Genomic DNA, 26,586 nt, shown 5'->3' on the forward strand with positions numbered 1-26,586 from the left:
TCTGGCGGCGGAAACGTCGGTGGAACTCCTCGCCCTGCAATAATTCCAATCCCTGTACGTCTTCCTGAGGGTGGTCGCCGCGTTGCCGGCAAGGCGGTGCTGTTGTCTGTGCTCCCTTTTCTGCCCTGGCTTCTGCCTCTTTCCCGCCCCATTGCGCGCTGCAAGAATTGTTACAAGTTTCTGGCCTGCTTTTGACCCGCATCGCAACTTTTGTCGCCCAAAGGCGACTAAGATGAAGGGGAAATAATGCAATGAGGTACTGACCAGCAATAGTTGCCAGCTATTACCGCTTCCCAATCATGCTATTAGCACTCTAGGGTGACGAGTGCTAGAATACCTTATCGAATTGCTCCAGTTTTATGTGGGCATCGCAACAAATCGACAAGATACGCATCCGCTGCGTGTCTGCCACGCCGGCTAACCGGCGTCGGCTTCCAAGCTTACCGCTTCATACTGTTTCCGCTAGGAACAAGGAGAATCCATGAAAACTGCGTCTGCACAAACTGCACTCATGCCTGCCGAGTCCAATGCACTCGCGCTGGGTTTTTCCGGCAGCCTGGGCAATATCGACGCGTATATCTCGGCAGTGAACCGCCTGCCCATGCTGACCCACGAGGAAGAGATCAAGCTGGCCCGCGACCTGCGCGAGAAGAATGACCTGGGTGCGGCCCAGAAGATGGTGTTGTCGCACCTGCGCCTGGTCGTCTCGATCGCCCGTGGTTACCTGGGCTATGGCCTGCCGCACGCGGACTTGATCCAGGAAGGCAACATCGGCCTGATGAAAGCCGTCAAGCGTTTCGACCCGGCGCAGAACGTGCGCCTGGTGTCCTACGCCATGCACTGGATCAAGGCCGAGATCCACGAGTACATCCTGAAGAACTGGCGCCTGGTCAAGGTCGCTACCACCAAGGCCCAGCGCAAGCTGTTCTTCAACCTGCGCAGCCACAAGGAAGGCCTGGACGCGATGACGCCGGCCCAGGTCGAGGCCCTGGCCAAGACCCTGGACGTCAAGCGCGAGGAAGTGATCGAGATGGAAACCCGTCTGTCCGGTCGCGACATCGCCCTGGAATCGCCCACCGATGATGATGATGACAAGTTCGCGCCGATCGCCTACCTGTCCTCGGACAATTCGGAGCCGACCCGCGTGATCGAGGCCAAGCAATACGACCGCCTGCAATCGGAAGGCCTGGAAGCCGCACTGTCCAAGCTGGATGACCGCTCGCGCCGCATCGTCGAGGCCCGCTGGCTGGCCAATGACGATGGTTCGGGTGCCACTCTGCATGAACTGGCGGATGAATTCGGCGTGTCGGCCGAGCGTATTCGCCAGATCGAAGCCGTCGCATTGAAGAAGATGAAGACGGCCCTGCAGGCCTTTTCCTGAGCATCGGGTCCATCCGGTTCACCCAGCAGCAATAAGAAAGGCGCCCTCGGGCGCCTTTCTCTTTTTCCAGACCTTGTTCTCCGCTCTGGCTCAGCTCAGCAGCAGCTTGATGTCGTGCGTCAAGGTTTGCGGGCCCTGGCCGTGCTTGACGAACAGGCGGATATGGCCCTCGGTGTCGAACACATAGCTACCGGCCGTATGGTCCATGGTATAGCTGCCCGGCTGCTTGCCCGGCACCTTCTGATAGAACACCTTGAATTCCTTGGCGACCTTCTCGGTCTGCGGCAGGTCGCCATACAGGCCCAGGAAACGCTTATCGAAGGCCGGTACGTACTGCGACAGCACCTCTTGCGTATCGCGCTCCGGATCGACGGTGACGAAGAGGACCTGCACCTTGTCCGCATCCGGCCCCAGTTCCTTCATGACATCGGCCATCTCGATCATGGTGGTCGGGCAGACGTCCGGGCATTGGGTATAGCCGAAGAACATGACCACCACCTTGCCCTTGAAATCGGCCAGGGTGCGCTGCTTGCCGGTGTGGTCGGTCAGTGCGAAGTCCTTGGCGTAGTCCAGGCCGGTGACATCGGTGTTGTTGAACTTCAGCTCAGGCTTGGACTGGCCGCAGGCTGCCAGCAGCGTCGCGCAACCGGCCAGCAGCAGCGCCGAGAAAAATCTTTTCATGGATTCAGAAACCGCGGAACAGGAAATAGTGATCTACCAGCAGCACCGCGAACAGGATGGACAGGTAGACGATGGAATAGGCAAAGGCCTTGCGTGCGATCAGATCGGTGTAGTGGCGGTAGATCTGCCAGGAATGCCAGAAGAAAATTGCGCCCAGCACGATGGCCGTGCCCAGGTAGATCAGCCCGCTCATGCCGATGGCAAAGGGCAGCATGCTCACCGCCAGCAGGGCGATGGTGTACATCAGGATATGGAACTTGGTCACGTCCATGCCATGCGTGATGGGCAGCATCGGCAAGCCGGACTTGGCGTAGTCGTCACGGCGGTACATGGCCAGCGCCCAGAAGTGCGGAGGGGTCCAGATGAAGATGATCATCACCAGCACCCAGGCCTGCATCGGGACGTCGTTGGCGATTGCAGCCCAGCCCAGCGCCGGTGGCATGGCACCGGCCAGGCCGCCGATCACGATGTTCTGCGGCGTGGCGGGCTTCAAGATGATGGTGTAGATGATGGCGTAGCCGACGAAGGTAGCAAAGGTCAGCCACATGGTCAGCGGATTGACCAGGTTGTACAGCACCCACATGCCCATGCCGCCGATGACACCGGAGAACATGAGGGTCTGCACCACCGTGATCTCGCCGCGCGCCATCGGACGACGCGCGGTGCGGGCCATGCGCGAATCGATCTCGCGCTCGACCAGGCAATTGATGGCGAAGGCGGCGCCAGCCAGCAGCCAGATGCCTACCGTACCGAAGATGACCTTGTGCCAATCCGGCAGGTCGGGGGTGGACAGGAACATGCCGATCACGGCACAGAACACGGCCAGCTGCGTCACGCGCGGCTTGGTCAGTGCCCAGTACTGGGCGATGCGGTTGGGTTGGGCGGTCAGTGTGGTCATGGCGTGACGGGTCGGGCGGATGCTGGTGGAGCAGCGGCGGCCAGGCCGGAGGGTGCGTAACGGACCTTGTAGTTTAACATGACCATGAGGATGACCAGCAGCGCCGCACCGCCGTTATGGACCACGGCAATGGCCAGCGGCCAGTTCAGATAGATGGTTGCCAGACCGGTACAGAGCTGCAAACCCAGTACGATCAGCATCCAGCGGGCGGTCTTGCGCAAGCCCTCGTCACGCAGGGCGCGGTGTGCCAGCCATACAACATACAAGATCACGACAAAGGCAAAACTGCGGTGTACCCAGTGGATCGCGGTCAGCGCTTCAACCGGCAGGTAGTCGCCGGCCGAGGTCATGCCCAGGTGGCGCCACAGGGTGAAGCCGTGCTCGAAGTCCATCTGCGGCACCAGCTGGCCATTGCAAAGCGGGAAATCGGAACAGGCCAGCGCGGCATAGTTGGTGCTGACCCAGCCACCCAGCGCGATCTGCAGGATCAGCAAGGCAGCGCCGACGGTAGCCGGCCCGATCAGCGCCCGCCCCGCCACCGATACCGGCACATGGTTCTCCTGCCGTGCCCCCAGCCAGGCCAGCATGGCCAGCAACGTCAGCCCCAGCAAAAGATGGATGGTGACGATGATGGGTTGCAGCTTCATCGTCACGGTCCAGGCACCGAAGGCCCCCTGCAGGCAGACGAAGCCCAGCAGGGCCGTGGGGAACCAGGGGCGGAATTGCAGCTCGGTCCGGCCCGACCTGATCCAGCGCCACCACGCCGCCACCATCAGCACGATGATCAGGAAGCCCACCGCCATGGCGAAATAGCGGTGTGTCATCTCGATCCAGGCCTTGGCCCAGGTCACCGGGCCAAAGGGCATGGCTTCCTGGGCGGCGTTGATATGTTCATGCGCCAGCAGCGGATTGGCATGGCTGTAGCAGCCCGGCCAGTCGGGGCAACCGAGGCCGGAATCGGTCAGCCGCGTGAAGGCGCCGAACATGATCAGATCGAAGGTGAAGAACAGCGTCACCCACACCAGCTTGCGGTATTTGTTGGCCACGCCCTGTGCGCGCGAGACCAGCGCGAGGGGGATCAGGGCGACCACGAGCCCGGTCAGGCCCAGTTGTATCAGCGTCGTTGCATTCATCTTGATTCAAACTTGCGTCAGCATGCGTGCCAGCCTGGGCATCACCCGATGGCGGAAGCGCGCAGCAGCTTGGAAATGTCCTTCTTCATCTTGCCGGGATCGGGGTCCTTGGGGAAGCGCATCATCAGATTGCCCAGCGGGTCGATCAGGTAGATGTGGTCTTCGACAGAGGTACCGGCATCGACCGGCAACCAGGACTGCAATTTGCCGGCGTCAACCCGAAGGATATCGGTTCCGTCGTATTCGCGCAGAAGCAGGGTCTGGATCGCTGCGCGATCGGTCACCAGCCAGACGCGTTCGACGCGCTCCATCTCCTTGCCCTGCATCAGCCGCAGCTGGCGCATGGTCAGCAGTTTCTGCTGGCAGGGCGCGCCGCATTCGCCGCGATCCACCTGCAGCATCACCCACTTGCCCTTGTAATCCTCCAGCCTGGCGGGGCTGCCATCGATGGCGCTGCTGCCCAGGTCGGGAATCGGATACTGGCGCGGGTCGATCAAGGCGCCATAGTTGTTGCGGCTCTGCGGCTTGATCACGTAGTAGGTGAAATAGGAGGCGATCAACGGCGCAGCGCATACCGCCACGATGGCCAGCATCTTCCAGCGGCCGACGCGACGACGGCGCGCATCATCGGAGGCCACCGGCTTGGCAGGGACTTCAGGCTTTGTCATGACGACCACGTTTGTATCCTGTCACGATGAAAAAAAGAATGGCCATGGCGGCCAGTGCATACCACTGGACCGCATAGCCGCGATGACGGTCAATGCCCAGCGAAGGCGCGGGCCAGTCGCGCACCAGCGTGTCGCCACCCTGCCCGCCCTGCTCTATCACCAGCGACGAAAGCGCCATGCCGCTGGCCTGCGCCAGTGCGGGGATGTCGAGATTCTGCAGGATGGCCTGCGGCCGGGGCGCATCGGCCTGGCCCAGCTGCAGCACGTGGCCGGCGTCATGGCGCAGCACGCCCTCCACTTCCGTCACACCCACTGGTGGTGCCACCTGCGGTACCCGCGTGCGATCGGCGGCATCACGCGGCGCCCAGCCGCGCGCCACGACCACGGCCTGCGGGCTGCCTTCCGGCTTGAATAGCGTGAGCACGTGAAAGCCAACGGCGCCATTGTAGGGACGATTTTCCAGATAGAGCGTCCACTGCCGGATGAACTCGCCACGCAGCTTGATATGGCGGAATTCCATGTCGTTGGCGACCGGGTCCGCGGGCAGGGCCAGCAATGGCGTTTCGCTCGCACGCGCCTGCATGCGCTGCTGCAGGGCGGCTTTCTCCGCCGCCCGCTGACTCTGCCACTGGCCCAGCGCGATACCGGCGGCGGCCACCACCAGCGTGGCGCAGAAGGGGATGAGGCGGAAGCGGAATCTGGTCGGCATCGATGAAGTTTGGCCTTACAATGGCCTCAGAAACGGGATGCAAAACTAGAACTCATTTCATAAATAGGCGCGAGTGCGAGCGAGTCCCGTTTGGGATGAAGTGCAAGGCGCGAATTTGGGTCAAGACTGGGCGTCTTGACCCAAATTCGTAACGCAGCAATTCGCCCAAACGGGCCGCTCCCTCCGGGTTCTGCCCAGAAAGGGCGCTGGCCGCGTTGCGCTCCTTGCGTGTGGCACCACCACACGACGCGTCGCGCGCCTTGCCAGCGCCCTTTCTGGGCAGAACGCATCTCGCGACTATTTGTGAAATGAGTTCTAAGTAAACCAACGCAGCATACCGCAAGCCAGCGGACCGAGACAGGAATTCTACCGCCATGAAAATCATCGTCGCCATCGCCTTCATCCTGATCCTGGCCAGCCTGGCCTCGGCGCTGATCTTCCTCATGCGCGACAAGGGCAAGAGCAATCGCACGGTACGGGCGCTGACCTTGCGTGTGGGTTTTTCGGTGGCGCTGTTCCTGTTCATCCTGCTGAGCTACAAGCTGGGCTGGATACAGCCGACCGGCATCCGCTGAAACTTTCCCTCACATGAAAAGGCCGCACCGAAGTGCGGCCCATGTCTACCTGGACGGCCTGTGCTGCCTGCACTACCTGGAATACGCCAGGCCTACAGCCAGTACACCACCACGTACAGACCCAGCCATACCACGTCCACGAAGTGCCAGTACCAGGCCGCACCCTCGAAGGCGAAATGATGCGTCGGTGTGAAGTGACCGCGCAGCAGGCGATACAGCACCACCGAGAGCATGATCGCGCCCATGGTTACGTGGAAGCCGTGGAAACCGGTCAGCATGAAGAAGGTGGAACCGTAGATGCCGGAGGTCAGCTTCAGGTTCAGTTCGTGATAGGCGTGGATGTATTCATAGGCCTGGAAGCCCATGAATACCGCGCCCAGCAGGATGGTGAGGAACAGCCACACCGCCGTCTGCGTACGATGACCGGCGCGCAGCGCATGGTGCGAAATGGTCAGCGTCACGCCGGAGGTCAGCAGCAGCAAGGTATTGATGGTGGGAATGGGGAACGGTCCCATGGCGGTGAAATTCTCCACCGTGCCCGCAGGGCCAACATTACCCCACTGGCCGGCGAAGTCAGGCCAGATCAGCTTGTGGTCGAGGTCGGCCAGCCAGGGCATGGTGATGCTGCGGGCATAGAACAGTGCCCCGAAGAAGGCGGCGAAGAACATCACCTCCGAGAAGATGAACCAGCTCATGCTCCAGCGATAGGAGAGATCGATGCGCTCGCTGTAGAGACCGGATTCGGATTCGCCGATGGCCTCGCCGAACCAGTAGTACAGCACCACCAACACCATCAGGATGCCGAGGATGTTGACATAGGGCGCCCACGACACCCCGTTGACCCAGGCCGAGGCCCCGATCATGGTGATGAGCATGGAAATGCCGGCCATCAGCGGCCAGCGCGACGGGCCTGGAACGAAATAATGGGGCGCCTTGGCTTGCTGAGAACTCATGTTCTTCTCCCGGTACGAAATCCGATTGCGGTTGTCTGGTCCCGTTGTGCATTCATCCACGGTGAATGCCCTTGCGATCCAGGTTCACTTTTTCCTAATGCTCAAATCCTTCACTGCGCCGGCCGACCCGTCCACTGCTTCAATCTCACCCACCGGCCGCACTGGCCACCACCAGCTTGACGATGGTCACCAGGATAGCGATGAAGATGGCCGCGCCGAGGATGCCGGCGATGATCACGTGCACCGGATTGAGCCTGGCGGCATCCGATTCGTAATCCTTGCGCTTGCGCACGCCGAAGAAGGACCAGAACACCGCCTTCATCGTCGCACCGAACGAAGCCTTGCGTTGTGCAGCCTGTTTCAGCTCGTCGTTCAAACCATCTCCTCGCAGGACCGTCCCTGCTTCAGCCTGCTGTCTTGTCCTTGCCGTTGATCTCGAAGAAGGTATAGGACAGCGTGATCGTGGTCACCTCCTTGGGCAGCTTCGGATCGATGTAAAACACGACCGGCATCTGCTTGGCCTGGTTGGGGCCCAGCGTCTGCTGGGTGAAGCAGAAGCACTCCACCTTCTTGAAGAACGCCGCCGACTGCTGCGGCGCATAGCTGGGGATGGCCTGGGCGTCGACATTGCGCGCCTGGGTATTGACCACCTCGTAGGTGACCTGGGTCATCTCGCCCGGATGCACCTGCATGCTGCTCACCGTCGGACGAAAACGCCACGGCCCCTGGGCATTGCCATCGAACTCCACCGTGATCGTGCGCGTCTTGTCGATCTGCGTATTGGCCGGCGCCTCTACCGTCACGTCTTTTGGGGTGAGGAAATTCACACCGGTCACTTCGCAGATCTTGCGATAGACCGGGATCAGCGCGTAGCCGAAACCGAACATCAGTACCGCCACCACAAGCAGCTTCCTGAACATCGTGCGGTTCAGGCCACGCTCTTCGGCTTGTTGCTCCTGATCCGATGAGCGGGTCATTTGGCGAACCAGATGCGGTTGATGAAAATCCCCACGAAGAAGGCCAGCGCCACCAGCCCCAGCAGCAGGCCGGTGCGCAGGTTGTTGGGCTTCTTGCGTTCGCTCATGGCGGCTCCGTTAGCGTAGGTTGTCTTGTCCACAGGCGCTTACTTCACCACCGGCGGTTCTTCAAAGGTGTGGAAGGGCGCCGGGCTGGGCACGGTCCACTCCAGACCTTCAGCACCATCCCAGGGCTTGGCTTCGGCCTTCTGGCCACCCTTGATGGACGGGATCACCACGCAGAACAGGAAGTACACCTGCGACAGGCCGAAACCGAAGGCGCCGATGGAGGCGACCATGTTGAAGTCGGTAAACTGCGCCGGGTAGTCGGCATAGCGACGCGGCATGCCGGCCAGGCCCAGGAAGTGCATCGGGAAGAAGGTGACGTTGAAGGTGATCAGCGAGGCCCAGAAGTGGAACTTGCCGCGCCATTCGTTGTACATGTAGCCGGTCCACTTCGGCCCCCAGTAGTAGTAGCCGGCGAAGAGCGCAAACAGGGAACCGGCCACCAGCACGTAATGGAAGTGGGCCACCACGTAGTAGGTATCCTGCATCTGGATGTCGATGGGCGTAACCGCCAGGATCAGGCCGGTGAAGCCCCCCATGGTGAAGACGAAGATGAAGCCCACCGAGAACAGCATCGGCGTCTCGAAGGTCATGGAGCCGCGCCACATGGTGGCGATCCAGTTGAAGATCTTCACGCCGGTGGGCACGGCGATCAACATGGTGGCGTACATGAAGAACAGCTGCGCCGTCACCGGCATGCCGGTGGTGAACATGTGGTGCGCCCAGACGATGAAGGACAGGATCGCAATCGAGGCGGTGGCGTACACCATCGAGGCGTAACCGAACAGCGGCTTGCGGGCGAAGGCCGGGATGATCTGCGAGACGATGCCGAAAGCCGGCAGGATCATGATGTAGACCTCCGGGTGGCCGAAGAACCAGAAGATGTGCTGGTACATCACCGGGTCACCGCCGCCGGCGGCATTGAAGAAGGAGGTGCCGAAGTGACGGTCGGTCAGCGTCATGGTGATGGCACCGGCCAGCACCGGCATGACGGCGATGAGCAGGTAGGCGGTGATCAGCCAGGTCCAGCAGAACATGGGCATCTTCATCAGCGTCATGCCGGGCGCGCGCATGTTGAGGATGGTGACGATGATGTTGATGGAGCCCATGATGGAAGAGGCGCCCATGATGTGCATGGCGAAGATGCCCATGTCCATGCCCGGTCCCATCTGGGTCGACAGCGGCGCATAGAGCGTCCAGCCGGCGGCGGTGGCGCCGCCCGGCGCCAGGAAGGAGCCGGCCAGCAGCAGCGCGGCCGGTGGCAGCAGCCAGAAGGAGAAGTTGTTCATCCGCGCAAAGGCCATGTCGGAGGCGCCGATCTGCAGCGGAATCATCCAGTTGGCGAAGCCCACGAAGGCCGGCATGATCGCGCCGAACACCATCACCAGGCCGTGCATGGTGGTCAACTGGTTGAAGAATTCCGGACGGAAGAATTGCAGGCCGGGATGGAACAGCTCGGCCCGGATCAACAGCGCCAGCACCCCGCCCGAGAGCAGCATGGTGAACGAGAACCACAGGTAGAGCGTGCCGATATCCTTGTGGTTGGTGGCAAAGAGCCAGCGACGCCAGCCGTGGGGGTGATCGTGCGAATGATCGTGGTGATCGTCGTGAGCATGCCCATGCCCGTGATCGTGGGAATGGTCGGGGGCGTGGTCGACAGTGGTAGTCATGTCCGGTTCTCCAAACGATTACTTGCGGGCGGCCAGCACTTCGGCCGGCTGCACGATGTTTTCCGCGGCCTTGTTGGACCAGGCGTTGCGCGTGTAGGTGATGACGGCAGCAATCTCGGTGTCATTGAGCGAGCCCTTCCAGGGCGGCATGGCGTTCTTGCCGTTGAGCACCAGGTGAATCTGGTCAGCCCTGGGGCCATTGACCACCGGGCTGCCATCGAGCGCCGGAAAAGCCCCCGGCAAGCCCTTGCCGTTGGCCTGGTGGCAGGTCACGCAGTTGGCGGCATAGACCTTTTCGCCACGCTGCTTCAATTCGTCCACGGTCCAGGTCTTGGTGGGGTCATCGGCCTTGGCAGCCATTTCCTTCTTCTTTTCGTCGACCCATTTCTTGTAGTCGTCATCGCTGACCACGTTGACCACGATGGGCATGAAGGCGTGGTCCTTGCCGCACAGTTCCACGCATTGGCCGCGATAGGTGCCGATCTTCTCGGCGCGGAACCAGGTATCGCGCACGAAGCCGGGGATGGCATCCTGCTTCACGCCGAAGGCGGGGATGGTCCAGGAGTGGATCACGTCGTTGGCAGTGGTGACGATGCGTACCTTCTTGTTGACCGGCACCACCACGGGGTTGTCGACCTCGATGAGGTAGTTGTCGTTCTTCTTCAGCGAGGGATCGGTGATCTGCTCGCGCGGCGTGGCCAGGTTGGAGAGGAAGGAAATGCCTTCCCCTTCGCCCTTGAGGTAGTCGTAGCCCCACTTCCATTGCATGCCGGTGACCTTGATGGTGAGGTCGGCGTTGGAGGTGTCCTTCATGGCGACCACCGTCTTGGTGGCCGGCAGGGCCATGCCGATCACGATCAGGAATGGCACCACGGTCCAGGCGATTTCCACGGTCGTGCTTTCGTGGAAGGTGGAGGCCTTGTGGCCGACCGACTTGCGGTGCTTGATGATGGAATAGAACATCACCCCGAACACTGCCACGAAGATCACCAGGCAGATGATCAGCATCAGGATGTGCAGGTCGTAGATCTGCTCGGCGATCTTGGTCACCGGCGGCTGGAAGTTCATCTGCAGCACGGCCGGTCCCCCCGGACTGTCCACCACTGCCCAGGCCGGCAAGCCGGCCGCCAGCAGCGAGGCACCGAGGGTCAGGGATTGAAGGCGCTTCGCAAGTTTCATGGATTTCCTCAAAAGCCCAAAATTATAAGAATGAGAGTGCAGCCGTCCCGCCGGCCCTGGCGGAGAGTGCGCACTCCAGTTCCTGCGCGAATTCGTATCGCTTCCACTCGCTCATGAACCGTCCCACTTCCACGCGCTGCCCCCGGCTCTCCAGGGCCACCAGTGCCTGGCGTCCTGCTGGAAAAGCGATGCGCATGCCATGCAACTGCAATTTGCTGCGATGCCGGCAACTGCCCTGGATCAGTTCGACCACCAGGTCCTCATCGGCCAGCATCACCACTTCGCGATCCGTGGCATGGCGGGCGTAGACCAGCATGGCCGCGCCCACCGCCAATAATTCAATGACTGAAAAAACCAGGATGGTCCAGGCGCCGTGGAGCGTGAAGCCCAGCGCGACCGTGAGTGAAACCGTACAAAGGATTGCGAAGACCCACGCCAGCTGACGTGGCGCAATCGAACAATTGCGCTTCAATATCCATTCCCGCGTCTCCATAGCACCTCGCCAGCATGATTGGCGGTCGAGCGTGTCTCTGTTTCGATCCGCAGCAGGAAGTCTCACTGGATGGCGAGGCCGGCAGTCAGCAGCTGACCCGACCTGACCGATATAGGCGCTATCCGTGGCTATCCGTTTTGCGGTCTTTATTTATTCTTGCTATTCGTTCGTGCTGGAATTTCTTTGTGTGAATTTTTTTACCCATTTGAGTATAAGGGCTAACCTCGCCATGGATCAAGCACGCACCGCCGCATTGACAACAGCAGCCTTCGCCGCCGCGCCGGCGCGCCAGGACGCCGCGCTCTGAGCGGCCACGGGCCTGGCTTTGCGCGAAACGGGAAGATCTACTGGCGTCAGACCGGGCATCACGATACAGCGATCAGGTGGCTGGCCGGATAGTGCGTAATGACTAAGCGCTATATGAAGCGGCGACTATCTGAAGCGGCGACTATCCGCCGGGGCAACTATCGTGACGGGCGTTCGAAACGAATGATGCTCTCGCCAGCCGCAGTGGTCTTGGGCACCGGGCGGAAGGCGTGGCCATAGACGATCTCGAAGGTCAGCGGGATCTTGCCGTCGGGCTTGCGCATGGCCTCGAAGGTAGCCAGCAGGCGCTGGTACTGGTGGCGGCTCACCATGCTGCGACGCCGCGATTCCAGCGGATTGCCCCCCCAGGCGCGCACGTCTTCCAGCAGGCGCTGGGGTGTTTCATAGGTCACGGTGATGGTCTCCATGTCCATGACGGGCGTGGAGAAGCCGGCATTGACCAGCATGTCGCCGAAGTCGTGCATGTCGACGAAGGGCAAGGTGTGCGGTGCAAGATCGATGCTCTCGAAGGCACTGCGAACCTCGCGCAAGGTGTCGGGACCGAAGCAGGAAAACATCAGCAGCCCCTCCACCCGCAGTACACGGCGCCACTCGGCGAACACCCGGTCGGGCTGGGGGTGCCAGTGCAGGGCCAGGTTGGACCAGACCAGGTCCAGCGCATTGGCGGCCAGCGGCAGGCGGGCGAAATCGGCGCAGGCCAGTACCGGACCGTTGGCACCGGCGCCCGGGCCGGCCCCCAGCCATTTGTTGATGGAACCGAACAGCCGGTCCATGGCCGTCTGCGCGCCACGCTGGTGCTCGGCGGCCCTGGCCAGCATGCCATAGGCACCATCCAGGCCGATCACGCTGGCCTCCGGATAACGCTTTTGCAACACCGGCAGGTCGGCACCTTCGCCACAACCGGCGTCGAGCACTTCGCGGGGTTCTATCTTCACCAGGGCCAGGCGCTCCTGCATGCGCGCCGACACTTCGCGACGCAGGAAATCGGATTCGGCCACCCGTTGCGGCTGGCCGAAACGGCGACGCACCAGAGGCAGATCGATGGGAGCGCTCAGCTTGGCGCTGGCAGTAGGCGGCGGCAGGGACATCGGGAATGAGCGTAGGGAAACAGGTGGGCAGCAGATCCGGGAGGGCTGATGCGATAATGCGCGTAGTTTAGTCGAAATCCATTTTTCCCGGGCGCCGCACGCATGGATCTCAAACCCCCAACTTCCCCTGCCAAACCGGCTCAGGCCAAGCCCGCCGGCGCGTATCGCGCCGTCGGCGGCAAGCCGTCCAAACCGGCCCAGCCAGCCGGCCCCGGCTGGCTGCAGCGCCTGCTGGCGCACATGCCGCAGTTGCTGCCCTCGTCCTGCGCGCTGTGTGGTGCGGCCGGGCGCGAGACGCTGTGCGCGCCCTGTCACAAACGCTTCTATACCCGCCAGCACCGGCGCTGCATCCAGTGCGCCATGCCCATGCCGGTGACTGGCAAGGAACTGCGTTGCGGCGCCTGTCTCAAGGATCGCCCGGCCTTCGATGCCACCATCGTCGCTACCGATTACTTTGCGCCGTCCGACCAACTGGCGCTGGCCCTGAAATTCGGCGGCGACCTGCGCCTGGCGCCCTTGCTGGCCCGCCTGATCTTCGACGCCTCGCGCCGCAACCCGGTGCCCGGCAGCGATGTGCAGCTGGCCATGCCCGCCCTGCTGGCACCGGTGCCGCTGGGACTGGCACGGCTGCAGGAGCGCGGCTTCAACCAGGCGCTGGAGATCGCCAAACCGCTTTCCCGGATGCTGGACATTCCCCTCAATGGCCGCCTGCTGGAGCGCAAGAAGGAGACCCAGGCGCAATCGGCCTTGCCGGTGGGCGCGCGCGCCCGCAACGTGCGCTCGGCCTTCGCCCTGCCCTTCGCGGCGATGGACCAGGTACGCGGCCTGCATGTGGGCATCGTCGACGATGTCATGACCACCGGCGCCACCTTGAATGAAGTGGCGATCGTGCTCAAGCGGCACGGCGCCCGCCGCGTGACCAACCTGGTCTTTGCGCGCACCCTGCCGACCTGAGCAGGGGTCGGCAGTTCTTGTTTCTTATTCCTTATTCCTTATTCCATTTTTCCCGCAGGAGAGTTTTTTGTTCCACGTCGTCCTGGTCGAGCCGGAGATCCCTCCCAATACCGGCAACATCATCCGCCTGTGCGCCAATACCGGCGCACAACTGCATCTGGTCGAGCCGCTCGGCTTTCCGCTGGATGACGCCAAGATGCGGCGCGCCGGGCTGGACTATCACGAATACGCCAACATGCAGGTGCACCCCGACTGGGAGAGCTTCCTGGCGCACCGGCGTGCAGACCCGCAGTTCGACGAGGCCCGCATGTTCGCCATGACCACCCATGGATCGACGCCTTTCGCCGGGCTGGCCTTCCGTCCTGGCGATACCTTCGTCTTCGGCTCCGAAACGCGTGGACTGGCACCCGAGCGGCGCGAATCCTTCCCCACGGCGCAACGCATCCGCCTGCCGATGCGGCCGGGCAATCGCAGCATCAACCTGTCCAATACCGTGGCGGTGGTGGTGTACGAGGCCTGGCGGCAGAACGGCTATGACGGCGGTAGCTGATTGCCGCTCGCGCTCATGAAAAACGGCTCCCAGGGGAGCCGTTCTCGTTTGCAGCGTCAACGACCGGGGATCACCCCAGCAGCAGGGCATCGTCGGACAGTTTCTCCCCGCGCGTCTGCTCGAACATCTTCAGCAGGTCCGGCACGTCCAGCCCGGCGCGTTCCGGCCCGGAGACGTCCAGCACCACGCGGCCCTGGTGCAGCATCACGGTGCGGTCGCCGTAGTCCAGCGCCTGGCGCATGCTGTGGGTCACCATCATGGTGGTCAGCTTGCTCTCGGCGACGATCTTGGCGGTCAGCTCCAGCACGAAGGCGGCGGTCTTGGGGTCCAGCGCGGCGGTATGCTCGTCCAGCAACAGGATGCGCGACGGTTGCAGCGAGGCCATCAGCAGGCTCACCGCCTGGCGCTGGCCACCGGAAAGCAGGCCGATGCGGTCGCTCAGGCGATTCTCCAGACCCAGGTTGAGGATGGCGAGCTTTTCGCGGAACAGCTCGCGCATCTTGCCGCGAATGGCGAAGTTGAAGCCGCGACGACGGCCACGGGCCATGGCCAGGGCCATGTTTTCCTCGATGGTCAGCGCTTCACAGGTACCGGCCATCGGGTCCTGGAAGACGCGCGCCACCAGGCCGGCACGGTCCCATGCCTGCTTGCGGGTGACATCGGTGCTGTCGATCTCGATCTTGCCGGTATCGACCAGCAGGTCACCGGAGATGGCATTGAGGAAAGTCGACTTGCCGGCACCGTTGGAGCCGATCACGGCCACGAACTGGCCGGTCGGGATTTCCAGCGAGAGGCCACGCAGGGCCGGGTTCTCGATGGGGGTACCGGGATTGAAGGTGATCTTGAGATCGGTGGCTTTCAACATCTCAGGCTCCCTTTCTCAGCAGTTTGAGCTTGCGCTTGCCCATGGGCAGCACCAGCGCCAGCATCACCAGCACGGCCGTCACCAGGTTCAGGTCCTGCGCCTGCAGGCCGATGAAGTCGCTGTTGAGTGCCAGGGCGATGAAGAAGCGATACAGGATGGCACCCAGGATCACCGCCAGGGTGGTCCACACCAGGCGACGTGCCGGCAGGATGTTCTCGCCGATGATCACGGCTGCCAGGCCGATGACGATGGTGCCGATGCCCATGGAGATGTCGGAGCCGCCCTGGGTCTGGGCGAACAGTGCGCCGGCCAGGGCCACCAGGGCGTTGGCCAGCGCCATGCCGGCCAGCGTGGCGCGGCCGGTGGCGATACCCTGGGCGCGTGCCATGCGGGCGTTGGCGCCGGTGGCACGCATGGCCAGGCCGATCTCGGAGGAGAAGAACCAGTCCAGCATCAGTTTGGCGATGGCCACCACCACCAGCAGGATCAGGGGACGGGCGACGTAGTCGGGGATCGCCTCCGGCTGCAGGATGGTGAAGATGGTCGGCTCGGAAATGAGCGGAACGTTGGGCTTGCCCATCACGCGCAGGTTGATCGAGTACAGCGCGATCATCATCAGGATGCTGGCCAGCAGGTCCATGATCTTCAGGCGCACGTTCAGCCAGGCGGTGGTGAAGCCAGCCAGGGCGCCGGCCAGCAGCGCCACGAAGGTGGCCAGGAAGGGGTTGAAGCCGGCCGCGATCATGGTGGCCGCCACGGCACCGCCCAGCGGGAAGGAGCCATCGACGGTAAGGTCAGGGAAAACCAGAATGCGGAAGGAAATCAGCACTCCGAGGGCCACCAGGCTGAAGATCAGGCCGATCTCCAGGGCGCCCAAGAGGGTATACAGCGACATAAAAGGACTTTCTTAAAAAACACATTCGGCACGGCGCGATACGCCATGCCGAATGTCTTCTGCGTTACGCCGGCCGCGGCAAGGGTGATGCAGCCGCCGGCGGTGCATGTCCGGACCGTCAGGACAGGCTTAGTTGAGTACCTTGGTGGCCGACTTCAGGAACTCCGGCGACAGGGTCACGCCCTGCTTTTGCGCCGCCGAGGTATTGACGTACAGCTCCAGGTTCTTGACGGGCGAAGAGGCGATATCGCCGGCCTTCTCGCCCTTCAGGATACGTGCCACCACCTTGCCGGTCTGGCGGCCCATATCGTAGAAGTTCACACCCAGCGCCGCCACGGCGCCGCGCTTGACGCTGCCGGTATCGGAGGCGATCAGCGGGATCTTGGCATCGTTGCAGACCTTGGCCAGCGACTCGAAGACCGAGACCACGTTGTTGTCGGTGGTGGTGTACATCACGTCGATCTTGCCGATCAGGCTCTTGGCGGCCGGGGCCACGTCCACCGAGCGCGGTGCAGCGGCTTCCACCAGGGTGAAGCCGGCTTTCTGCAGCTCGCCCTTGAGGTTGTTCAGGGCCGACACGGAATTGGCTTCGCCCGGATTGTAAACCACTCCGACGCGCTTGGCCTCGGGCACCACGCGCTTGATCACCTCGACCTGCTTGACCGGGTCCAGCATGTGCGACAGGCCGGTCACGTTGGTACCGGAGGGCTTCCAGTCCTTGACCAGCTGGGCGGCCATGGGGTCCGCAATGGCCGAATAGACGATGGGGATGTTCTTGGTGGCGGCCACCATCGGTTGTGCCGACGGGGTGCCGATGGCGACGATCACGTCGGGGTTGTCACCGACGAACTTCTTGGCGATCTGGCCAGCGGTGCCGGCATTGGCCTGGGCACTCTGGAAATCCCACTTCAGGTTCTTGCCGGGCTCGAAGCCTTCGGCGATCAGTTCGTCCTTGGTGCCGTCGCGCACGGCGTCCAGCGCCGGGTGTTCGACGAAGGAAGTGATGGCCACCACCTTCTCGGCAGCCAGGGCCGACGCACATACGGCGCTCAGCGCCAGCGCACCGGCGATGGCGCGCAGGGATTGGGACAGGGCAAACATGTTCATCTCCTCATGATGGTGGTCGGTGCCTCGGCATGATTGTGGCCGGGCATCCTGTTCGTTTTGGTCGCAGGCAGCAGGGCGCCTGATGTGCCGATCCCGCCTTGCAGCGGGATCGACAGGTTCACTTTTATTGCTTGATGACGGTCTTGGCCGAATTCACCAGTTCCGGCGCCAGGGTCACACCCTGCTTCTGCGCGGCGGCGGTGTTGACGAACAGCTCCAGCTTGCTGCTGGTGGCCGAGGCGATGTCGCCCGGCTTTTCACCCTTGAGAATGCGGCCGACCACCTTGCCGGTCTGACGACCCAGGTCATAGTAGTTCACGCCCAGGGCAGCGATGGCGCCGCGCTTGACGCTGTCGGTGTCGGAAGCCACCAGCGGGATCTTGGCGTCGTTGCCGACCTTGACCAGCGCTTCATAGGCCGAGACCACGTTGTTGTCGGTGTTGGTATAGATCACGTCGACCTTGCCGATCAGGCTCTTGGCGGCCGAACCGACGTCCACCGAACGCGGTGCAGCGGCTTCCACCAGGGTCATGTTGGACTTGGCCAGCAGCTCCTTGAGGGCCTTGACCACCACGGCGGAGTTGGCTTCGCCCGGGTTGTAGACCATGCCCACGCGCTTGGCATTGGGCACTACGCGCTTGATCAGGTCGATCTGCTTGTCCAGTTCCAGCAGGTCGGACACGCCCGTGACGTTGGTGCCGGAAGCCTTCCAGTCCTTGACCAGCTGAGCCGCGACCGGATCGGTCACGCCGGAATAGACCACCGGGATGCTCTTGGTGGCGGCCACCAGGGCCTGGGCCGACGGGGTGGCGATGGCGACGATGACGTCCGGCTTGTCGCCGACGAACTTGCGGGCGATCTGGGCGGCGGTGCCGGTGTTGCCCTGGGCGCTCTGGTATTCCCATTTCAGGTTCTTGCCGGCTTCGAAGCCTTCTTCCTTCAACTCGTCCTTCACGCCGTCACGCACGGCATCCAGGGCCGGGTGTTCGACGATGGCGGTCACCGCGACCGACTTGTCGGCAGCCATGGCCGGAGCTGCACAGACGGCAGCCAGGGACAGGGCAGCGACCATTGCGCGCAGTGTCAGCTTGTTGTTGTAGGACATGCAGTCTCCCTAAAAAATGTGGATGGATTACCCGAAAACCCGAAAAGACGGTAAGTCTAGCCTAGCGGATGTGAACAATCAATTTGCAACGGGGCATATCACGCCTGCCCGGAGACCGCCGATGGCCCCGCCCGGCGCAGGGTCCGGCCGGCCCGCGCCGCCCACTCGCATTAGATACCGCATAGCCAGAGCACGGCCCGCAACGCGCCGGGACGACCGGCCAACGGTTGCTATAATCCCTGCCCATGTCTTCGCGCCCTTCCCCATTGCCTGCACCCGCTGTGTCGCGCCGCCCCTGGCTAGGCGCATGGGCCTGCCTGTCGCTGGTGCTGGCCATGGTTGCCGCTCCCTGGTGGCAGCAGGTGATGGCGCGCACCGCCCGCGCAGCGCCGGCCATGGCCATCTGCAGCGTGGGCGGCAACACCGGCAACGGGCCGGCCCACCTGGCTGCCAACCATTGCCCGCTGTGCTGCGGCAGCCAGCATGCGGCGACCACGCCGAGCACCGCTTTCCGCGCTGGCGCCCTGCCGGGCATCAGTTACCCGCTGACACGATTCACGTCCACCGGACGTTCGGCCAGCCCGACAGCGATCAGGCCGCAAGCGCGTGCGCCTCCTGCGGCCTGACCGGTTCCCGCTCTGTCACGCTTACCCGGGCGGACCATGCCATCCACCGACGAGGCAGGCCCGTCCGATCAGGATTCAAAAATACTTAAAGGACTCAACAATATGAAGCATTTCTTCCAACGCTGCGCCGGCCTGGCCCTCACCGCTGCCCTGCTGGCCGCCGCTCCGCTGTCGCAGGCCCACAGCTTCAAGCTGGGCCAGCTGGAAATCGGCCATCCCTATGCACGCGCCACGGTACCCGGCCAGCCGGCCGCCGGCGCCTACCTCAGCATCGAGAACAAGGGCAGCGCTGCAGACCGCCTGGTGGGCGTTTCCTCGCCGGCCTCCAAGAGTGGTGAAATCCATACCATGGCCATGGAAGGCAATCTGATGAAGATGCGCGAAGTCGATGGCGGACTGGAAATCAAACCCGGCCAGAAGATCGCCATGCAGCCGGGCAATGGCTACCACATCATGCTGATGGGCCTGTCCAAGCCGCTCCAGGCGGGCGAGAAAATCCCGCTCACCCTGAGCTTCGAGAAGGCGGGCAAGATCGAGGTCATCGTCAATGTCGAGGATCCTGCGGCGGCCGGCGCCAAGGATGACATGAAGGACATGAAGGGTCACATGCACCATTGAGGCAGCCCGGCCCAGCGGGCCATCGTCTGAAACGACAAGGCCGGCAGCGAGCGATGCTCCTGCCGGCCTTGTCGTTTGCGGTCTTCAGTGGCGTATTCAGCCGGCCAGCTTGCGCACCTTGGCCAGCAGCTTGCTGGTGGAACGGTCATGTTCGAAGGCGATCGCCAGCACCTGACCGCCATAGGCTGCCACCGCCTGGCCCTCGGGGATGGCATGCATGTCGTAGTCGCCGCCCTTGACGTAGATATCCGGACGGGCTTCCTGCACCGCTTCGAGCGCCGTGTCTTCATCGAAAGGCACCACCAGGGCCACCGATTCCAGCGCCGCCAGCACCGCCATGCGGTCTTCGCAGCTATTGATGGGACGGTCATCCCCCTTGCCCAGGCGCTTGACCGAGGCATCGGTATTGGCCGCCACCACCAGCGAAGCGCCCTGGGCACGGGCCTGGGCCAGGTAGGTCACATGGCCGCGATGCAGGATGTCGAACACGCCATTGGTCATCACGACCGGCTTGGGCAGTCGGGCCACACGTGCTTTGAGTTCGTCGCGGGTGCAGAGTTTGGATTCGAAGTCGGCCATCGTGGGGGGCTAGGTTGGGCTGTGGAGTTAATCGGAGCGCGAGGCTCGCGTCCCATGAAAAAAGCCGCAACCTCGGTTGCGGCTTGCAATTGTACCGCCTGTGCGTACTGCCTGTGCTACCGCCGCACTCAGGCTGCGGCGGCGCCCGCCGGCAGGATGCGCTGGGTCACTTCCTTGCGGTAGCGGTTCAGCTCCTGGACATTGCTGAAGGTACGTTCGAACAGCAGCGACATGTTGTGCAGGATGCGGTCCACGACCTTCTTTTCCCATTCGCCGTCGAACTTGATCTGGTTGTCCAGCCAGCGTTCCAGCCATTCCGGATCGGGCAGGCGGCTCTGCACGGTATCGTTGGGGAACAGCGCCTGGTTCACGTGCAGGTTGGTCGGGTGCAGCGGCTTCTCGGTGCGACGGGCCGATGCCATCAAGACACCGATCTTGGCGAAGGCCGCACGGGCCTTGTCGCCCACTTCGTTCAGGGCCTTCTTCATGTAGCGCAGATAGGCGCCACCGTGGCGGGCTTCATCCTGGCTGATGATCTTGTAGATCTGCTTGATGACCGGCTCGGTGTGCCAGTCGGCGGCGCAACGGTACCAGTGGTTCAGGCGGATCTCGCCGCAGAAGTGCAGCATCAGGGTTTCCAGCGGCGGGGCCGGATCGAACTCGAAGCGCACGTTGTGCAGTTCCTCTTCGGTTGGACACATATCCGGACGGAAGCGGCGCAGGTATTCCATCAACACCAGCGAGTGCTTCTGTTCCTCGAAGAACCATACCGACATGAATGCCGAAAAATCGCTGTCACCGCGGTTGTCGCGCAGGAACATCTCGGTCGCCGGCAGTGCCGACCATTCCGTGATGGCATTCATGCGGATGGTCTGCGCCTGTTCGTCGGTGAGCAAGGAAGCGTCGAACTTGTCCCAGGGAATATCCTTATCCATATTCCAACGGACCTGCTCTAGCGATTTGAACAATTCTGGGTACAGCATCTGAGTATGGGCCTATATGCGTTAAGTGTTTGATTTTAACAAGATTTTCCCTAACCATACTAAAACGCTCAGGTTTCAGCAATATGACAGCTGGTCGGACGCGTCTGCGCCCGGGACCAGGCTTTGCCATGGTGAGGATCAGGGGGAGGTTGGCTTGCGGGAGGCTGGCTTCTTGTTTTGCCGGGATTGTACAACAGCCGTCCGGGCCGGGGCGCTCGTATTTGCCGCGGTCTTCGGGGCTTTCTTGACCGCTGGCTTCTTCGGCGCCGGCTTGACCGCCTTGCCGGCCTTGGGAGCGCCGGCCGGCTTGGCTTTGGAGGCGGTCTTGGACTTTGGTGACACTGTCTTATTTTCGCTACGCTTGGCCGGCCTGGGCGCCTTGGCGGGCTTCAACAACGGCGCCTGGTCGGCCTGGGCGCCGGCCATCACATTGCCGACGGCATGCTTGAATTGCTCCTGCAACACATTCCACCAGGCGTTGGGATTGGCGATGGCGGACTGGAAATCGGGTGCGGGCGGGATGGAGGGGGCTCCCTCCTGCTCAGGCGCTGCCGCTTCGGGCTGGCTGTCTTGCCCGGCTGCAAGCTCGGGCTCCACTTCTTCCGGGGCCTCCTCGGGCTCCGGCTCGGCGTCAGCAGCAGCGGCACCAGGCCACAGGGGGAAGCCGAAGGGGAACGGCGGTGGCGTGGCCGCCTGCTCATCGGCATCGCTGCCTTCGGCGGCTTCCGGCGTCCCGCGCGAAGCCATGATGGCACTCATGGCCTGCAGCGTCGACAAGGTGGCGCTCTGCACTTCCAGAGTCTGGATGGTGGCCTTGAGCATGTTCAGGTTCAGCTCCAGCCAGGAGGCGACGGTCTTGAGGTCCGAGATCTTCTTGTTGATGTCTTCGACCGACAGCGAGGGCGTGGCCATGGACGGTGCGCCCATGCTGCCCCACATCTTCTTCATGAATTCGATGGTATCGCCTACCGAGCCGGCGCCCGGCATCTTGTCGTGGTTCAGCATTGGTCGCTCCTGTTGTCGTGTTCTAGTCGTCAGCGTGGCGGGCGCTGCATCCGGCATGTGCTCGGCAGTGCAGTCTGCTCGGCCGGGATGAAGCGCTCGGTGCGGAATCCATAGCCGCTACCCTCATTGTCGAAGCGGATGCCGCCGCTGTCGGCGCGCTGCATCTGCATCAGGTACAGCGGCTGGATCAGCTGGTGATCCTCGGCCCGCATCGTGGCCTGATGGAAAGCGTTCTGATAATGCGCGCCTTCCAGGGCATATGCAACCGCCTTGGGATCGGTGCTCCTGGCCTTTTCGATGGCCTTGACCAGCATCTCGATCATGACCTGCATGCGCAGGTAGAGGTAGTCATCCTTGGGCTGGGGATAGCGTTTGCGGAATTCCTGATAGTAGGCATCGCTGGGCGAGCCGGGGTTCCCGCCCGCATTGGGGTGCCACTCCGCCACCGCCCGCACCACGCCCACGCCGGCCTCGCCAATGGCGGCCGGCGCGCCCAGGCTGTTGGCATAGAAGGTATAGAACTTGGCCTTGAAGCCGGCATCGCGGGCGGCCTTCACCAGCAGGGTGAGGTCATTGCCCCAGTTGCCGGTGATGACGGCATCCGCTCCGGCGCTGCGCATCTTGGCGATGTAGGGGGCGAAATCCTTGATCTTGCCGATGGGGTGCAGTTCATCGCCGACGATGGCGATGTCGGGCCGCTTGGCGGCCAATTGCTCACGGGCAGCCTTGGCGACCTGGCGGCCGAAACTGTAGTCCTGGCCGATCAGGTAGACCTTGCGGGTCGCGGGGTCGGCTTTGATGGCCTCGGTCAGGGCCTGCATGCGCATGTCGGCGCTGGCATCGAAGCGGAAGTGCCAGAAGCTGCACTTCTCATTGGTCAGCGTCGGGTCCACCGCCGAATAGTTCAGGAACAGCACACGGCGATCCGGTTCGCGCTGGTTGTGCTTGTTGACCGCGTCGATCAGGGCCGCTGCCACCGCCGAGCTGTTGCCCTCGATCAGGAAGGGGATGCGCTCGTCGGTCAACTGGCGCAGCTGCACCAGCGAGTCTTCCACGCCGAGCTTGTTGTCGAAGGTGGAAAGCTGCAGCAGGTGCTTGCCATCGGGCAGGCTGACGCCACCGCGTGCATTCACGCGCTCGATGGCATAGCTGATGTTGCGCACCACGGCCTCGCCGGCATTGGCGAAGGGGCCGGAAAGACCATCGACCATGCCGATCCGTACCGGTGGCAAGGCCGGCGCAGCCTGTACTGCAGGTGTTGCCAATGACAGTGATAGCGAGGCTGCGGCCAGCGCCGCGAGGGAGAACAGACGGAAGGACAAGGACAGGTTCATCATTCGAAAGAGACGGCGTCAACGGAGCAAAGGCGCAAACGCGCATTGTACGATGTTTGAATAGCCGCTCCCTTGATCTCCGCCCGCACGACGCTGCCGGCATGATCCGATAAACTGGCGCACATGAGCGAAGTTCCCCCCCCACCCCGGCGCTGGCCGCGCCTGCTGCTGTTGATCGCACTGAGCCTGGCACTGCACGCCCTGCTGGTAGACTGGGGGCGGCGCCAGATCATCCTGCCGGGCGCCGCGCAGGAGCAGGCCATGACCGTGGAACTGCGCCCCCTGCCGCCCCCCGAACAAGCGGTGGCGCTGCCGGTTCCCAAACCGGCGCAACCGCGGGTCGCCAAGCCGGCCAGCCATCAAGCCGCCCCGGTGCGCCGCAGCGAACCTTCCATCGAACCGCCTGATGAACCGATACGGGAGACCGTCGAGCCCATCTATACACCCGCCCCGGAGGCGCCGCATTCGACGCCTGCCACCGCGACGGCCACGGCATCGGCCGATGGCACTGGCAAGACCTCGGATGGCAACGGCCAGGGAACGGCGGGCGCCAGCGTCGCGGGCGGGCAAGCCCAAAGCGATGCGGCCGGCAAGTCCTACCAGACCAGTGCACCACCGAGCGTACTGCTGCGCTACGACGCCACCGGCACCAAGGATGGACGGGCCAGCTACGGGCGCGGCAGCATCGCCTGGCGCAATGACAGCCCGCACTACAGCGTGGAGGGCAAGGCCAAGGTCCTAGTGTTCACCGTACTCAACTTCACCAGCCAGGGCGACCTGGATGGAAATGGCCTGTCGCCGGAGCTCTACACCGAACAGACCGGCTTCAAGTCGGCCACCAACACCCACTTCAACCGCGAGCGCAATGTGGTCAGCTTTTCCGCCTCGACCACCACCTATCCACGGCGCGGCGGCGAACAGGATCGCGCCAGCGTAATCTGGCAACTGGCCGCCATCGGTCGTGGCGCCCCCGACCAGTTCCGGGCGGGTGCGGTGATCGACCTGTTCGTGGCGGGCGTACGCGATGGCGAGGTCTGGCGCATGCAGATCCAGGGTGAGGAAGACATCGCGCTACCCATCGGACAACTGCACGCCTGGCACGTGGTCCGCATGCCCAGACCCGGCTCCTATGACGACCGCGTCGATATCTGGCTGGCGCCCCAGCACGAATGGTATCCGGTGCGGGTGCGCTATACCGAGCCGCCTTCCCGGGGAGGGGATTTCATCGACCTGTCGCTCTCGGGCATGGAACCGCTGCCGCAATAAGGCCTGCCGCATTCGCGAAGTCCTGTCAAAATCCGAAACAATTGCGCACAATTGCGTTCCCGGGATGGCCGAACCGTCGGCAACGAGCGCAGTCGTATGAATTCCTGCCGGTCCGAAAGCCATCCGCCGTCTGCCATCCCGATGGCCCGAACCCATCCATAGAGATCCCTACCAAGAGCTCGCCATGAACCGTTTTCCCTTCCGTCTATTATCACTGCCATCACTGTCATCACGATTTTCCGCCCTGACCCTGGCCGGCCTGCTGGCCAGCGCCCCGCTGCTGGCCGCCGACGGCCCGCACCCGGTCGAAAAGCGCCCGTTCAATCTGCCGCCTTCGGCCGAGCTGCACTACGCCATCCAGGCCAAGCAGAGCGGACTCGACCTCAAGGGCGAGGGCCTGGTGAAGTGGACCCAGAGCAAGACCGCCTACAGCGTCACGACCGAGACCCGGGCGATGCTGCTGGGCAAGATCCTGGAAACCAGCAGCGAGGGCGCCATCGATGCCTACGGCCTGGCGCCGGCCCGTTTCGTGGAAAAGCGCCTGCGCCGCGACCCCACCACCACCACCTTCAACCGTGAGCAGAACAAGATCACCTTCACCGAATCCGGCGAGAGTTTCCCGCTGCAGGGCGGCGAACAGGATCGCACCGGCATCACCTGGCAGTTCGTCGCCATCGCGCGCGCCAATGCCGCGAAGATGAAGCCGGGTTCGGAATGGAAGTTCTTCGTGGCCGGTCCGCGTGACGCCGAACAGTGGACCTTCAAGGTGGTCGGCCGCGAAAAGATCAAGACGGCCCAGGGTGAAACCGAAGCATTGCACCTGTTCCGCAACCCGCCGCCGGACGACCAGGCCCAGAAGCTCGATATCTGGCTGGCACCCAAGATGGAGTGGTATCCGGTGCGCCTGAAGTTCACCGATCCCAATGGCGACTATATCGAGCAGGTGCTGGATTCGGTCAGCAAAACCAACTAAGCTGGCTCATCACGCAAGACGCGGGGCCTGGCCGGCAGGGATGCCGCCAGGCCCCGTGCCCATCGCTCCATCCGTTCATCCTCCCATCCAGCAGTGAGCCAGAAAACCATGTCCGACACCTCCTCCATCGCCCCGACCCTGAACACCCAGAGCGCCCTGGTGCTCTTCTCCGGCGGTCAGGATTCCACCACCTGCCTGGCCTGGGCGCTGTCGCGCTACCAGCGTGTGGAAACCATCGGCTTCGACTATGGCCAGCGCCACGCCATCGAACTGGAAGTGCGACCGACCCTGCTGGAGAAGATGAAGGGATTTTCCCCCGACTGGCAGGCGCGGCTGGGCGAGGATCACATGATCGACCTGTCGCTGATCGGCAAGATTTCCGACACCGCCCTCACCCGCGACGTCGAAATCACCATGCAGGACAATGGCCTGCCCAATACCTTCGTGCCCGGCCGCAACCTGCTGTTCATGACGGTGGCCGCCACCCTGGCCTATCGGCGCGGACTCAACGTGCTGGTGGGCGGCATGTGCGAAACCGATTTCTCCGGCTATCCCGATTGCCGCGACGACACCATGAAGGCCCTGCAGGTTGCGCTCAACCTGGGTATGGCCACCCAACTGAAGGTCGAGACGCCGCTGATGTGGATCGACAAGGCCGAGACCTGGGCGCTGGCCGAATCGCTCGGTGGCACCGCGCTGGTCGACCTGATCCGCACCGACACCCACACCTGTTACCTGGGTGAACGCGGCCAGTTGCATGCGTGGGGCCATGGCTGCGGCACCTGCCCGGCGTGCCAGTTGCGGGCACGCGGCTACCAGCAATATGCCCAGCACGCGGCAAGCAAAAAGATCAGCTGATCAGGCACAATAGGCTCACTCCAAAAAGAAC

At 62.9% G+C, this 26,586-nt stretch carries 31 protein-coding genes; 10 read left to right on the forward strand and 21 right to left on the reverse strand.

The annotated features are described in order from the left end of the window. Positions 1 to 481 precede the first annotated feature (481 nt). Positions 482 to 1,381, forward strand: coding sequence for an RNA polymerase sigma factor RpoH (gene rpoH / locus I5R65_RS14955; RefSeq protein WP_180668412.1), 900 nt, complete (start codon positions 482 to 484; stop codon positions 1,379 to 1,381). A gap of 90 nt (positions 1,382 to 1,471) precedes the next feature. On the opposite strand, the gene I5R65_RS14960 is transcribed toward rpoH, so the two are convergent. The 5 genes from I5R65_RS14960 to I5R65_RS14980 are packed head-to-tail and all read right to left on the reverse strand — an operon-like array spanning position 1,472 to position 5,470. After that, entirely contained in the window at positions 1,472 to 2,062 is a 591-nt protein-coding gene (locus I5R65_RS14960; RefSeq protein ID WP_180668413.1) for an SCO family protein, read from the reverse strand. Positions 2,063 to 2,066: 4 nt separating this feature from the next. Beyond that, the gene (cyoE, locus tag I5R65_RS14965) at positions 2,067 to 2,960 is read right to left on the reverse strand and encodes a heme o synthase (RefSeq protein WP_180668414.1); all 894 of its coding nucleotides are present in this window, start codon (positions 2,958 to 2,960) and stop codon (positions 2,067 to 2,069) included. Beyond that, positions 2,957 to 4,093, reverse strand: a complete 1,137-nt coding sequence (locus tag I5R65_RS14970) for a heme A synthase (protein ID WP_180668415.1) — start codon at positions 4,091 to 4,093, stop codon at positions 2,957 to 2,959. Before I5R65_RS14970 ends, cyoE begins: the two co-directional genes overlap by 4 nt. 41 nt (positions 4,094 to 4,134) lie before the next feature. Beyond that, positions 4,135 to 4,761 carry a cytochrome C oxidase subunit I gene (locus I5R65_RS14975; RefSeq protein WP_180668416.1) on the reverse strand — a complete coding sequence of 209 codons (627 nt, stop codon included), beginning with the start codon at positions 4,759 to 4,761 and terminating at the stop codon, positions 4,135 to 4,137. Then, the gene (locus I5R65_RS14980; RefSeq protein ID WP_180668417.1) at positions 4,748 to 5,470 is read right to left on the reverse strand and encodes an SURF1 family protein; all 723 of its coding nucleotides are present in this window, start codon (positions 5,468 to 5,470) and stop codon (positions 4,748 to 4,750) included. The genes I5R65_RS14975 and I5R65_RS14980 overlap by 14 nt, the downstream gene beginning before the upstream one ends. Before the next feature lie 374 nt (positions 5,471 to 5,844). Here I5R65_RS14980 and I5R65_RS14985 point away from each other — a divergent pair, with 374 nt between their 5' ends. Continuing rightward, positions 5,845 to 6,045 carry a twin transmembrane helix small protein gene (locus I5R65_RS14985; protein WP_180668418.1) on the forward strand — a complete coding sequence of 67 codons (201 nt, stop codon included), beginning with the start codon at positions 5,845 to 5,847 and terminating at the stop codon, positions 6,043 to 6,045. Positions 6,046 to 6,137: 92 nt separating this feature from the next. On the opposite strand, the gene I5R65_RS14990 is transcribed toward I5R65_RS14985, so the two are convergent. From I5R65_RS14990 to I5R65_RS15015, 7 genes are all read right to left on the reverse strand, one after another. Further along, positions 6,138 to 6,998 carry a cytochrome c oxidase subunit 3 gene (locus I5R65_RS14990; protein WP_180668419.1) on the reverse strand — a complete coding sequence of 287 codons (861 nt, stop codon included), beginning with the start codon at positions 6,996 to 6,998 and terminating at the stop codon, positions 6,138 to 6,140. Positions 6,999 to 7,143: 145 nt separating this feature from the next. Continuing rightward, positions 7,144 to 7,374 (reverse strand): DUF2970 domain-containing protein, encoded by a 231-nt coding sequence (locus I5R65_RS14995; protein ID WP_180668420.1) that lies wholly within the window; start codon positions 7,372 to 7,374, stop codon positions 7,144 to 7,146. 28 nt (positions 7,375 to 7,402) lie between these two features. After that, positions 7,403 to 7,975, reverse strand: a complete 573-nt coding sequence (locus I5R65_RS15000; RefSeq protein WP_180668421.1) for a cytochrome c oxidase assembly protein — start codon at positions 7,973 to 7,975, stop codon at positions 7,403 to 7,405. Next, the gene (locus I5R65_RS24290; protein WP_006461515.1) at positions 7,972 to 8,082 is read right to left on the reverse strand and encodes a cytochrome oxidase small assembly protein; all 111 of its coding nucleotides are present in this window, start codon (positions 8,080 to 8,082) and stop codon (positions 7,972 to 7,974) included. The genes I5R65_RS15000 and I5R65_RS24290 overlap by 4 nt, the downstream gene beginning before the upstream one ends. A 39-nt stretch (positions 8,083 to 8,121) precedes the next feature. Next, positions 8,122 to 9,750, reverse strand: a complete 1,629-nt coding sequence (gene ctaD / locus I5R65_RS15005; RefSeq protein ID WP_180668422.1) for a cytochrome c oxidase subunit I — start codon at positions 9,748 to 9,750, stop codon at positions 8,122 to 8,124. Between the two features lie 18 nt (positions 9,751 to 9,768). After that, on the reverse strand, positions 9,769 to 10,929 hold the full coding sequence (gene coxB / locus I5R65_RS15010) for a cytochrome c oxidase subunit II (RefSeq protein ID WP_180668423.1): 1,161 nt from the start codon (positions 10,927 to 10,929) through the stop codon (positions 9,769 to 9,771). Between the two features lie 22 nt (positions 10,930 to 10,951). Beyond that, a complete protein-coding gene (locus tag I5R65_RS15015; protein WP_180668424.1) occupies positions 10,952 to 11,422 on the reverse strand; it encodes a DUF2244 domain-containing protein in 471 nt (156 codons plus the stop codon). Between the two features lie 124 nt (positions 11,423 to 11,546). On the opposite strand from I5R65_RS15015, the gene I5R65_RS15020 reads away from it, so the two are divergent. Continuing rightward, positions 11,547 to 11,729, forward strand: coding sequence for a hypothetical protein (locus I5R65_RS15020; RefSeq protein WP_180668425.1), 183 nt, complete (start codon positions 11,547 to 11,549; stop codon positions 11,727 to 11,729). A gap of 157 nt (positions 11,730 to 11,886) precedes the next feature. Here the strand turns inward: I5R65_RS15020 and I5R65_RS15025 are convergent, their stop codons facing one another. Beyond that, positions 11,887 to 12,837 carry a methyltransferase domain-containing protein gene (locus tag I5R65_RS15025; protein ID WP_180668426.1) on the reverse strand — a complete coding sequence of 317 codons (951 nt, stop codon included), beginning with the start codon at positions 12,835 to 12,837 and terminating at the stop codon, positions 11,887 to 11,889. 102 nt (positions 12,838 to 12,939) lie between these two features. Here I5R65_RS15025 and I5R65_RS15030 point away from each other — a divergent pair, with 102 nt between their 5' ends. Next, a complete protein-coding gene (locus I5R65_RS15030) occupies positions 12,940 to 13,791 on the forward strand; it encodes a ComF family protein (protein ID WP_180668427.1) in 852 nt (283 codons plus the stop codon). A 67-nt stretch (positions 13,792 to 13,858) separates the two neighbouring features. After that, positions 13,859 to 14,341 carry a tRNA (cytidine(34)-2'-O)-methyltransferase gene (locus tag I5R65_RS15035; RefSeq protein ID WP_180668428.1) on the forward strand — a complete coding sequence of 161 codons (483 nt, stop codon included), beginning with the start codon at positions 13,859 to 13,861 and terminating at the stop codon, positions 14,339 to 14,341. 70 nt (positions 14,342 to 14,411) lie between these two features. On the opposite strand, the gene I5R65_RS15040 is transcribed toward I5R65_RS15035, so the two are convergent. The 4 genes from I5R65_RS15040 to I5R65_RS15055 form a co-directional block, all read right to left on the reverse strand. Beyond that, on the reverse strand, positions 14,412 to 15,206 hold the full coding sequence (locus I5R65_RS15040) for an ABC transporter ATP-binding protein (protein ID WP_180668429.1): 795 nt from the start codon (positions 15,204 to 15,206) through the stop codon (positions 14,412 to 14,414). Between the two features lies 1 nt (position 15,207). Continuing rightward, complete coding sequence (locus tag I5R65_RS15045; RefSeq protein WP_006461507.1) at positions 15,208 to 16,101, reverse strand: ABC transporter permease; 894 nt, start codon at positions 16,099 to 16,101, stop codon at positions 15,208 to 15,210. A gap of 129 nt (positions 16,102 to 16,230) precedes the next feature. Beyond that, positions 16,231 to 17,202, reverse strand: coding sequence for an ABC transporter substrate-binding protein (locus I5R65_RS15050; protein ID WP_180668430.1), 972 nt, complete (start codon positions 17,200 to 17,202; stop codon positions 16,231 to 16,233). Positions 17,203 to 17,332: 130 nt separating this feature from the next. Continuing rightward, complete coding sequence (locus tag I5R65_RS15055; RefSeq protein ID WP_180668431.1) at positions 17,333 to 18,313, reverse strand: ABC transporter substrate-binding protein; 981 nt, start codon at positions 18,311 to 18,313, stop codon at positions 17,333 to 17,335. 281 nt (positions 18,314 to 18,594) lie between these two features. On the opposite strand from I5R65_RS15055, the gene I5R65_RS15060 reads away from it, so the two are divergent. Continuing rightward, entirely contained in the window at positions 18,595 to 18,939 is a 345-nt protein-coding gene (locus tag I5R65_RS15060) for a DUF2946 family protein (RefSeq protein ID WP_370460945.1), read from the forward strand. Positions 18,940 to 19,041: 102 nt separating this feature from the next. Then, a complete protein-coding gene (locus I5R65_RS15065; RefSeq protein ID WP_180668433.1) occupies positions 19,042 to 19,557 on the forward strand; it encodes a copper chaperone PCu(A)C in 516 nt (171 codons plus the stop codon). Between the two features lie 96 nt (positions 19,558 to 19,653). Here the strand turns inward: I5R65_RS15065 and rfaE2 are convergent, their stop codons facing one another. The 4 genes from rfaE2 to I5R65_RS15085 form a co-directional block, all read right to left on the reverse strand. Beyond that, positions 19,654 to 20,136 carry a D-glycero-beta-D-manno-heptose 1-phosphate adenylyltransferase gene (gene rfaE2 / locus I5R65_RS15070; protein WP_180668434.1) on the reverse strand — a complete coding sequence of 161 codons (483 nt, stop codon included), beginning with the start codon at positions 20,134 to 20,136 and terminating at the stop codon, positions 19,654 to 19,656. A 128-nt stretch (positions 20,137 to 20,264) separates the two neighbouring features. Beyond that, positions 20,265 to 21,119 carry a diiron oxygenase gene (locus tag I5R65_RS15075; protein WP_006461501.1) on the reverse strand — a complete coding sequence of 285 codons (855 nt, stop codon included), beginning with the start codon at positions 21,117 to 21,119 and terminating at the stop codon, positions 20,265 to 20,267. Positions 21,120 to 21,257: 138 nt separating this feature from the next. Further along, complete coding sequence (locus tag I5R65_RS15080; RefSeq protein WP_180668435.1) at positions 21,258 to 22,124, reverse strand: PhaM family polyhydroxyalkanoate granule multifunctional regulatory protein; 867 nt, start codon at positions 22,122 to 22,124, stop codon at positions 21,258 to 21,260. A 29-nt stretch (positions 22,125 to 22,153) separates the two neighbouring features. Continuing rightward, on the reverse strand, positions 22,154 to 23,458 hold the full coding sequence (locus I5R65_RS15085) for a branched-chain amino acid ABC transporter substrate-binding protein (RefSeq protein ID WP_180668630.1): 1,305 nt from the start codon (positions 23,456 to 23,458) through the stop codon (positions 22,154 to 22,156). 123 nt (positions 23,459 to 23,581) lie between these two features. Between I5R65_RS15085 and I5R65_RS15090 the strand changes: the two genes are divergently transcribed. The 3 genes from I5R65_RS15090 to queC all read left to right on the forward strand — a co-directional run bounded on the left by I5R65_RS15090 (position 23,582) and on the right by queC (position 26,555). Next, positions 23,582 to 24,724: a DUF3108 domain-containing protein gene (locus I5R65_RS15090; RefSeq protein ID WP_180668436.1), complete on the forward strand. Its 1,143-nt coding sequence runs from the start codon at positions 23,582 to 23,584 to the stop codon at positions 24,722 to 24,724. Between the two features lie 184 nt (positions 24,725 to 24,908). Next, positions 24,909 to 25,697, forward strand: coding sequence for a DUF3108 domain-containing protein (locus I5R65_RS15095; protein WP_180668437.1), 789 nt, complete (start codon positions 24,909 to 24,911; stop codon positions 25,695 to 25,697). A 108-nt stretch (positions 25,698 to 25,805) separates the two neighbouring features. Further along, complete coding sequence (gene queC, locus I5R65_RS15100) at positions 25,806 to 26,555, forward strand: 7-cyano-7-deazaguanine synthase QueC (RefSeq protein WP_180668438.1); 750 nt, start codon at positions 25,806 to 25,808, stop codon at positions 26,553 to 26,555. Positions 26,556 to 26,586 lie beyond the last annotated feature (31 nt).

This window comes from Herbaspirillum sp. AP02 (assembly GCF_015767275.1).
Classification (GTDB): Bacteria; Pseudomonadota; Gammaproteobacteria; order Burkholderiales; family Burkholderiaceae_D; genus Herbaspirillum.

Excerpts from the sequence above, each read along its gene's own strand:
- I5R65_RS14970 (WP_180668415.1), bottom strand. The coding sequence starts at position 4,093 with ATGAATGCAACGACGCTGATACAACTGGGCCTGACCGGGCTCGTGGTC.
- I5R65_RS14990 (WP_180668419.1), bottom strand. The coding sequence starts at position 6,998 with ATGAGTTCTCAGCAAGCCAAGGCGCCCCATTATTTCGTTCCAGGCCCG.
- I5R65_RS24290 (WP_006461515.1), bottom strand. The coding sequence starts at position 8,082 with ATGAGCGAACGCAAGAAGCCCAACAACCTGCGCACCGGCCTGCTGCTG.
- I5R65_RS15090 (WP_180668436.1), top strand. The coding sequence starts at position 23,582 with ATGAGCGAAGTTCCCCCCCCACCCCGGCGCTGGCCGCGCCTGCTGCTG.
- I5R65_RS15040 (WP_180668429.1), bottom strand. The coding sequence starts at position 15,206 with ATGTTGAAAGCCACCGATCTCAAGATCACCTTCAATCCCGGTACCCCC.
- rfaE2 (WP_180668434.1), bottom strand. The coding sequence starts at position 20,136 with ATGGCCGACTTCGAATCCAAACTCTGCACCCGCGACGAACTCAAAGCA.
- I5R65_RS15050 (WP_180668430.1), bottom strand. The coding sequence starts at position 17,202 with ATGTTTGCCCTGTCCCAATCCCTGCGCGCCATCGCCGGTGCGCTGGCG.
- I5R65_RS15080 (WP_180668435.1), bottom strand. The coding sequence starts at position 22,124 with ATGCTGAACCACGACAAGATGCCGGGCGCCGGCTCGGTAGGCGATACC.
- I5R65_RS15095 (WP_180668437.1), top strand. The coding sequence starts at position 24,909 with ATGAACCGTTTTCCCTTCCGTCTATTATCACTGCCATCACTGTCATCA.
- I5R65_RS15030 (WP_180668427.1), top strand. The coding sequence starts at position 12,940 with ATGGATCTCAAACCCCCAACTTCCCCTGCCAAACCGGCTCAGGCCAAG.
- rpoH (WP_180668412.1), top strand. The coding sequence starts at position 482 with ATGAAAACTGCGTCTGCACAAACTGCACTCATGCCTGCCGAGTCCAAT.
- I5R65_RS15065 (WP_180668433.1), top strand. The coding sequence starts at position 19,042 with ATGAAGCATTTCTTCCAACGCTGCGCCGGCCTGGCCCTCACCGCTGCC.
- I5R65_RS15015 (WP_180668424.1), bottom strand. The coding sequence starts at position 11,422 with ATGGAGACGCGGGAATGGATATTGAAGCGCAATTGTTCGATTGCGCCA.
- I5R65_RS14960 (WP_180668413.1), bottom strand. The coding sequence starts at position 2,062 with ATGAAAAGATTTTTCTCGGCGCTGCTGCTGGCCGGTTGCGCGACGCTG.
- queC (WP_180668438.1), top strand. The coding sequence starts at position 25,806 with ATGTCCGACACCTCCTCCATCGCCCCGACCCTGAACACCCAGAGCGCC.
- I5R65_RS15000 (WP_180668421.1), bottom strand. The coding sequence starts at position 7,975 with ATGACCCGCTCATCGGATCAGGAGCAACAAGCCGAAGAGCGTGGCCTG.
- ctaD (WP_180668422.1), bottom strand. The coding sequence starts at position 9,750 with ATGACTACCACTGTCGACCACGCCCCCGACCATTCCCACGATCACGGG.
- coxB (WP_180668423.1), bottom strand. The coding sequence starts at position 10,929 with ATGAAACTTGCGAAGCGCCTTCAATCCCTGACCCTCGGTGCCTCGCTG.
- I5R65_RS14980 (WP_180668417.1), bottom strand. The coding sequence starts at position 5,470 with ATGCCGACCAGATTCCGCTTCCGCCTCATCCCCTTCTGCGCCACGCTG.
- I5R65_RS14975 (WP_180668416.1), bottom strand. The coding sequence starts at position 4,761 with ATGACAAAGCCTGAAGTCCCTGCCAAGCCGGTGGCCTCCGATGATGCG.
- I5R65_RS15025 (WP_180668426.1), bottom strand. The coding sequence starts at position 12,837 with ATGTCCCTGCCGCCGCCTACTGCCAGCGCCAAGCTGAGCGCTCCCATC.
- I5R65_RS15045 (WP_006461507.1), bottom strand. The coding sequence starts at position 16,101 with ATGTCGCTGTATACCCTCTTGGGCGCCCTGGAGATCGGCCTGATCTTC.
- I5R65_RS15075 (WP_006461501.1), bottom strand. The coding sequence starts at position 21,119 with ATGCTGTACCCAGAATTGTTCAAATCGCTAGAGCAGGTCCGTTGGAAT.
- I5R65_RS15055 (WP_180668431.1), bottom strand. The coding sequence starts at position 18,313 with ATGTCCTACAACAACAAGCTGACACTGCGCGCAATGGTCGCTGCCCTG.
- I5R65_RS14985 (WP_180668418.1), top strand. The coding sequence starts at position 5,845 with ATGAAAATCATCGTCGCCATCGCCTTCATCCTGATCCTGGCCAGCCTG.
- I5R65_RS15085 (WP_180668630.1), bottom strand. The coding sequence starts at position 23,458 with ATGAACCTGTCCTTGTCCTTCCGTCTGTTCTCCCTCGCGGCGCTGGCC.
- cyoE (WP_180668414.1), bottom strand. The coding sequence starts at position 2,960 with ATGACCACACTGACCGCCCAACCCAACCGCATCGCCCAGTACTGGGCA.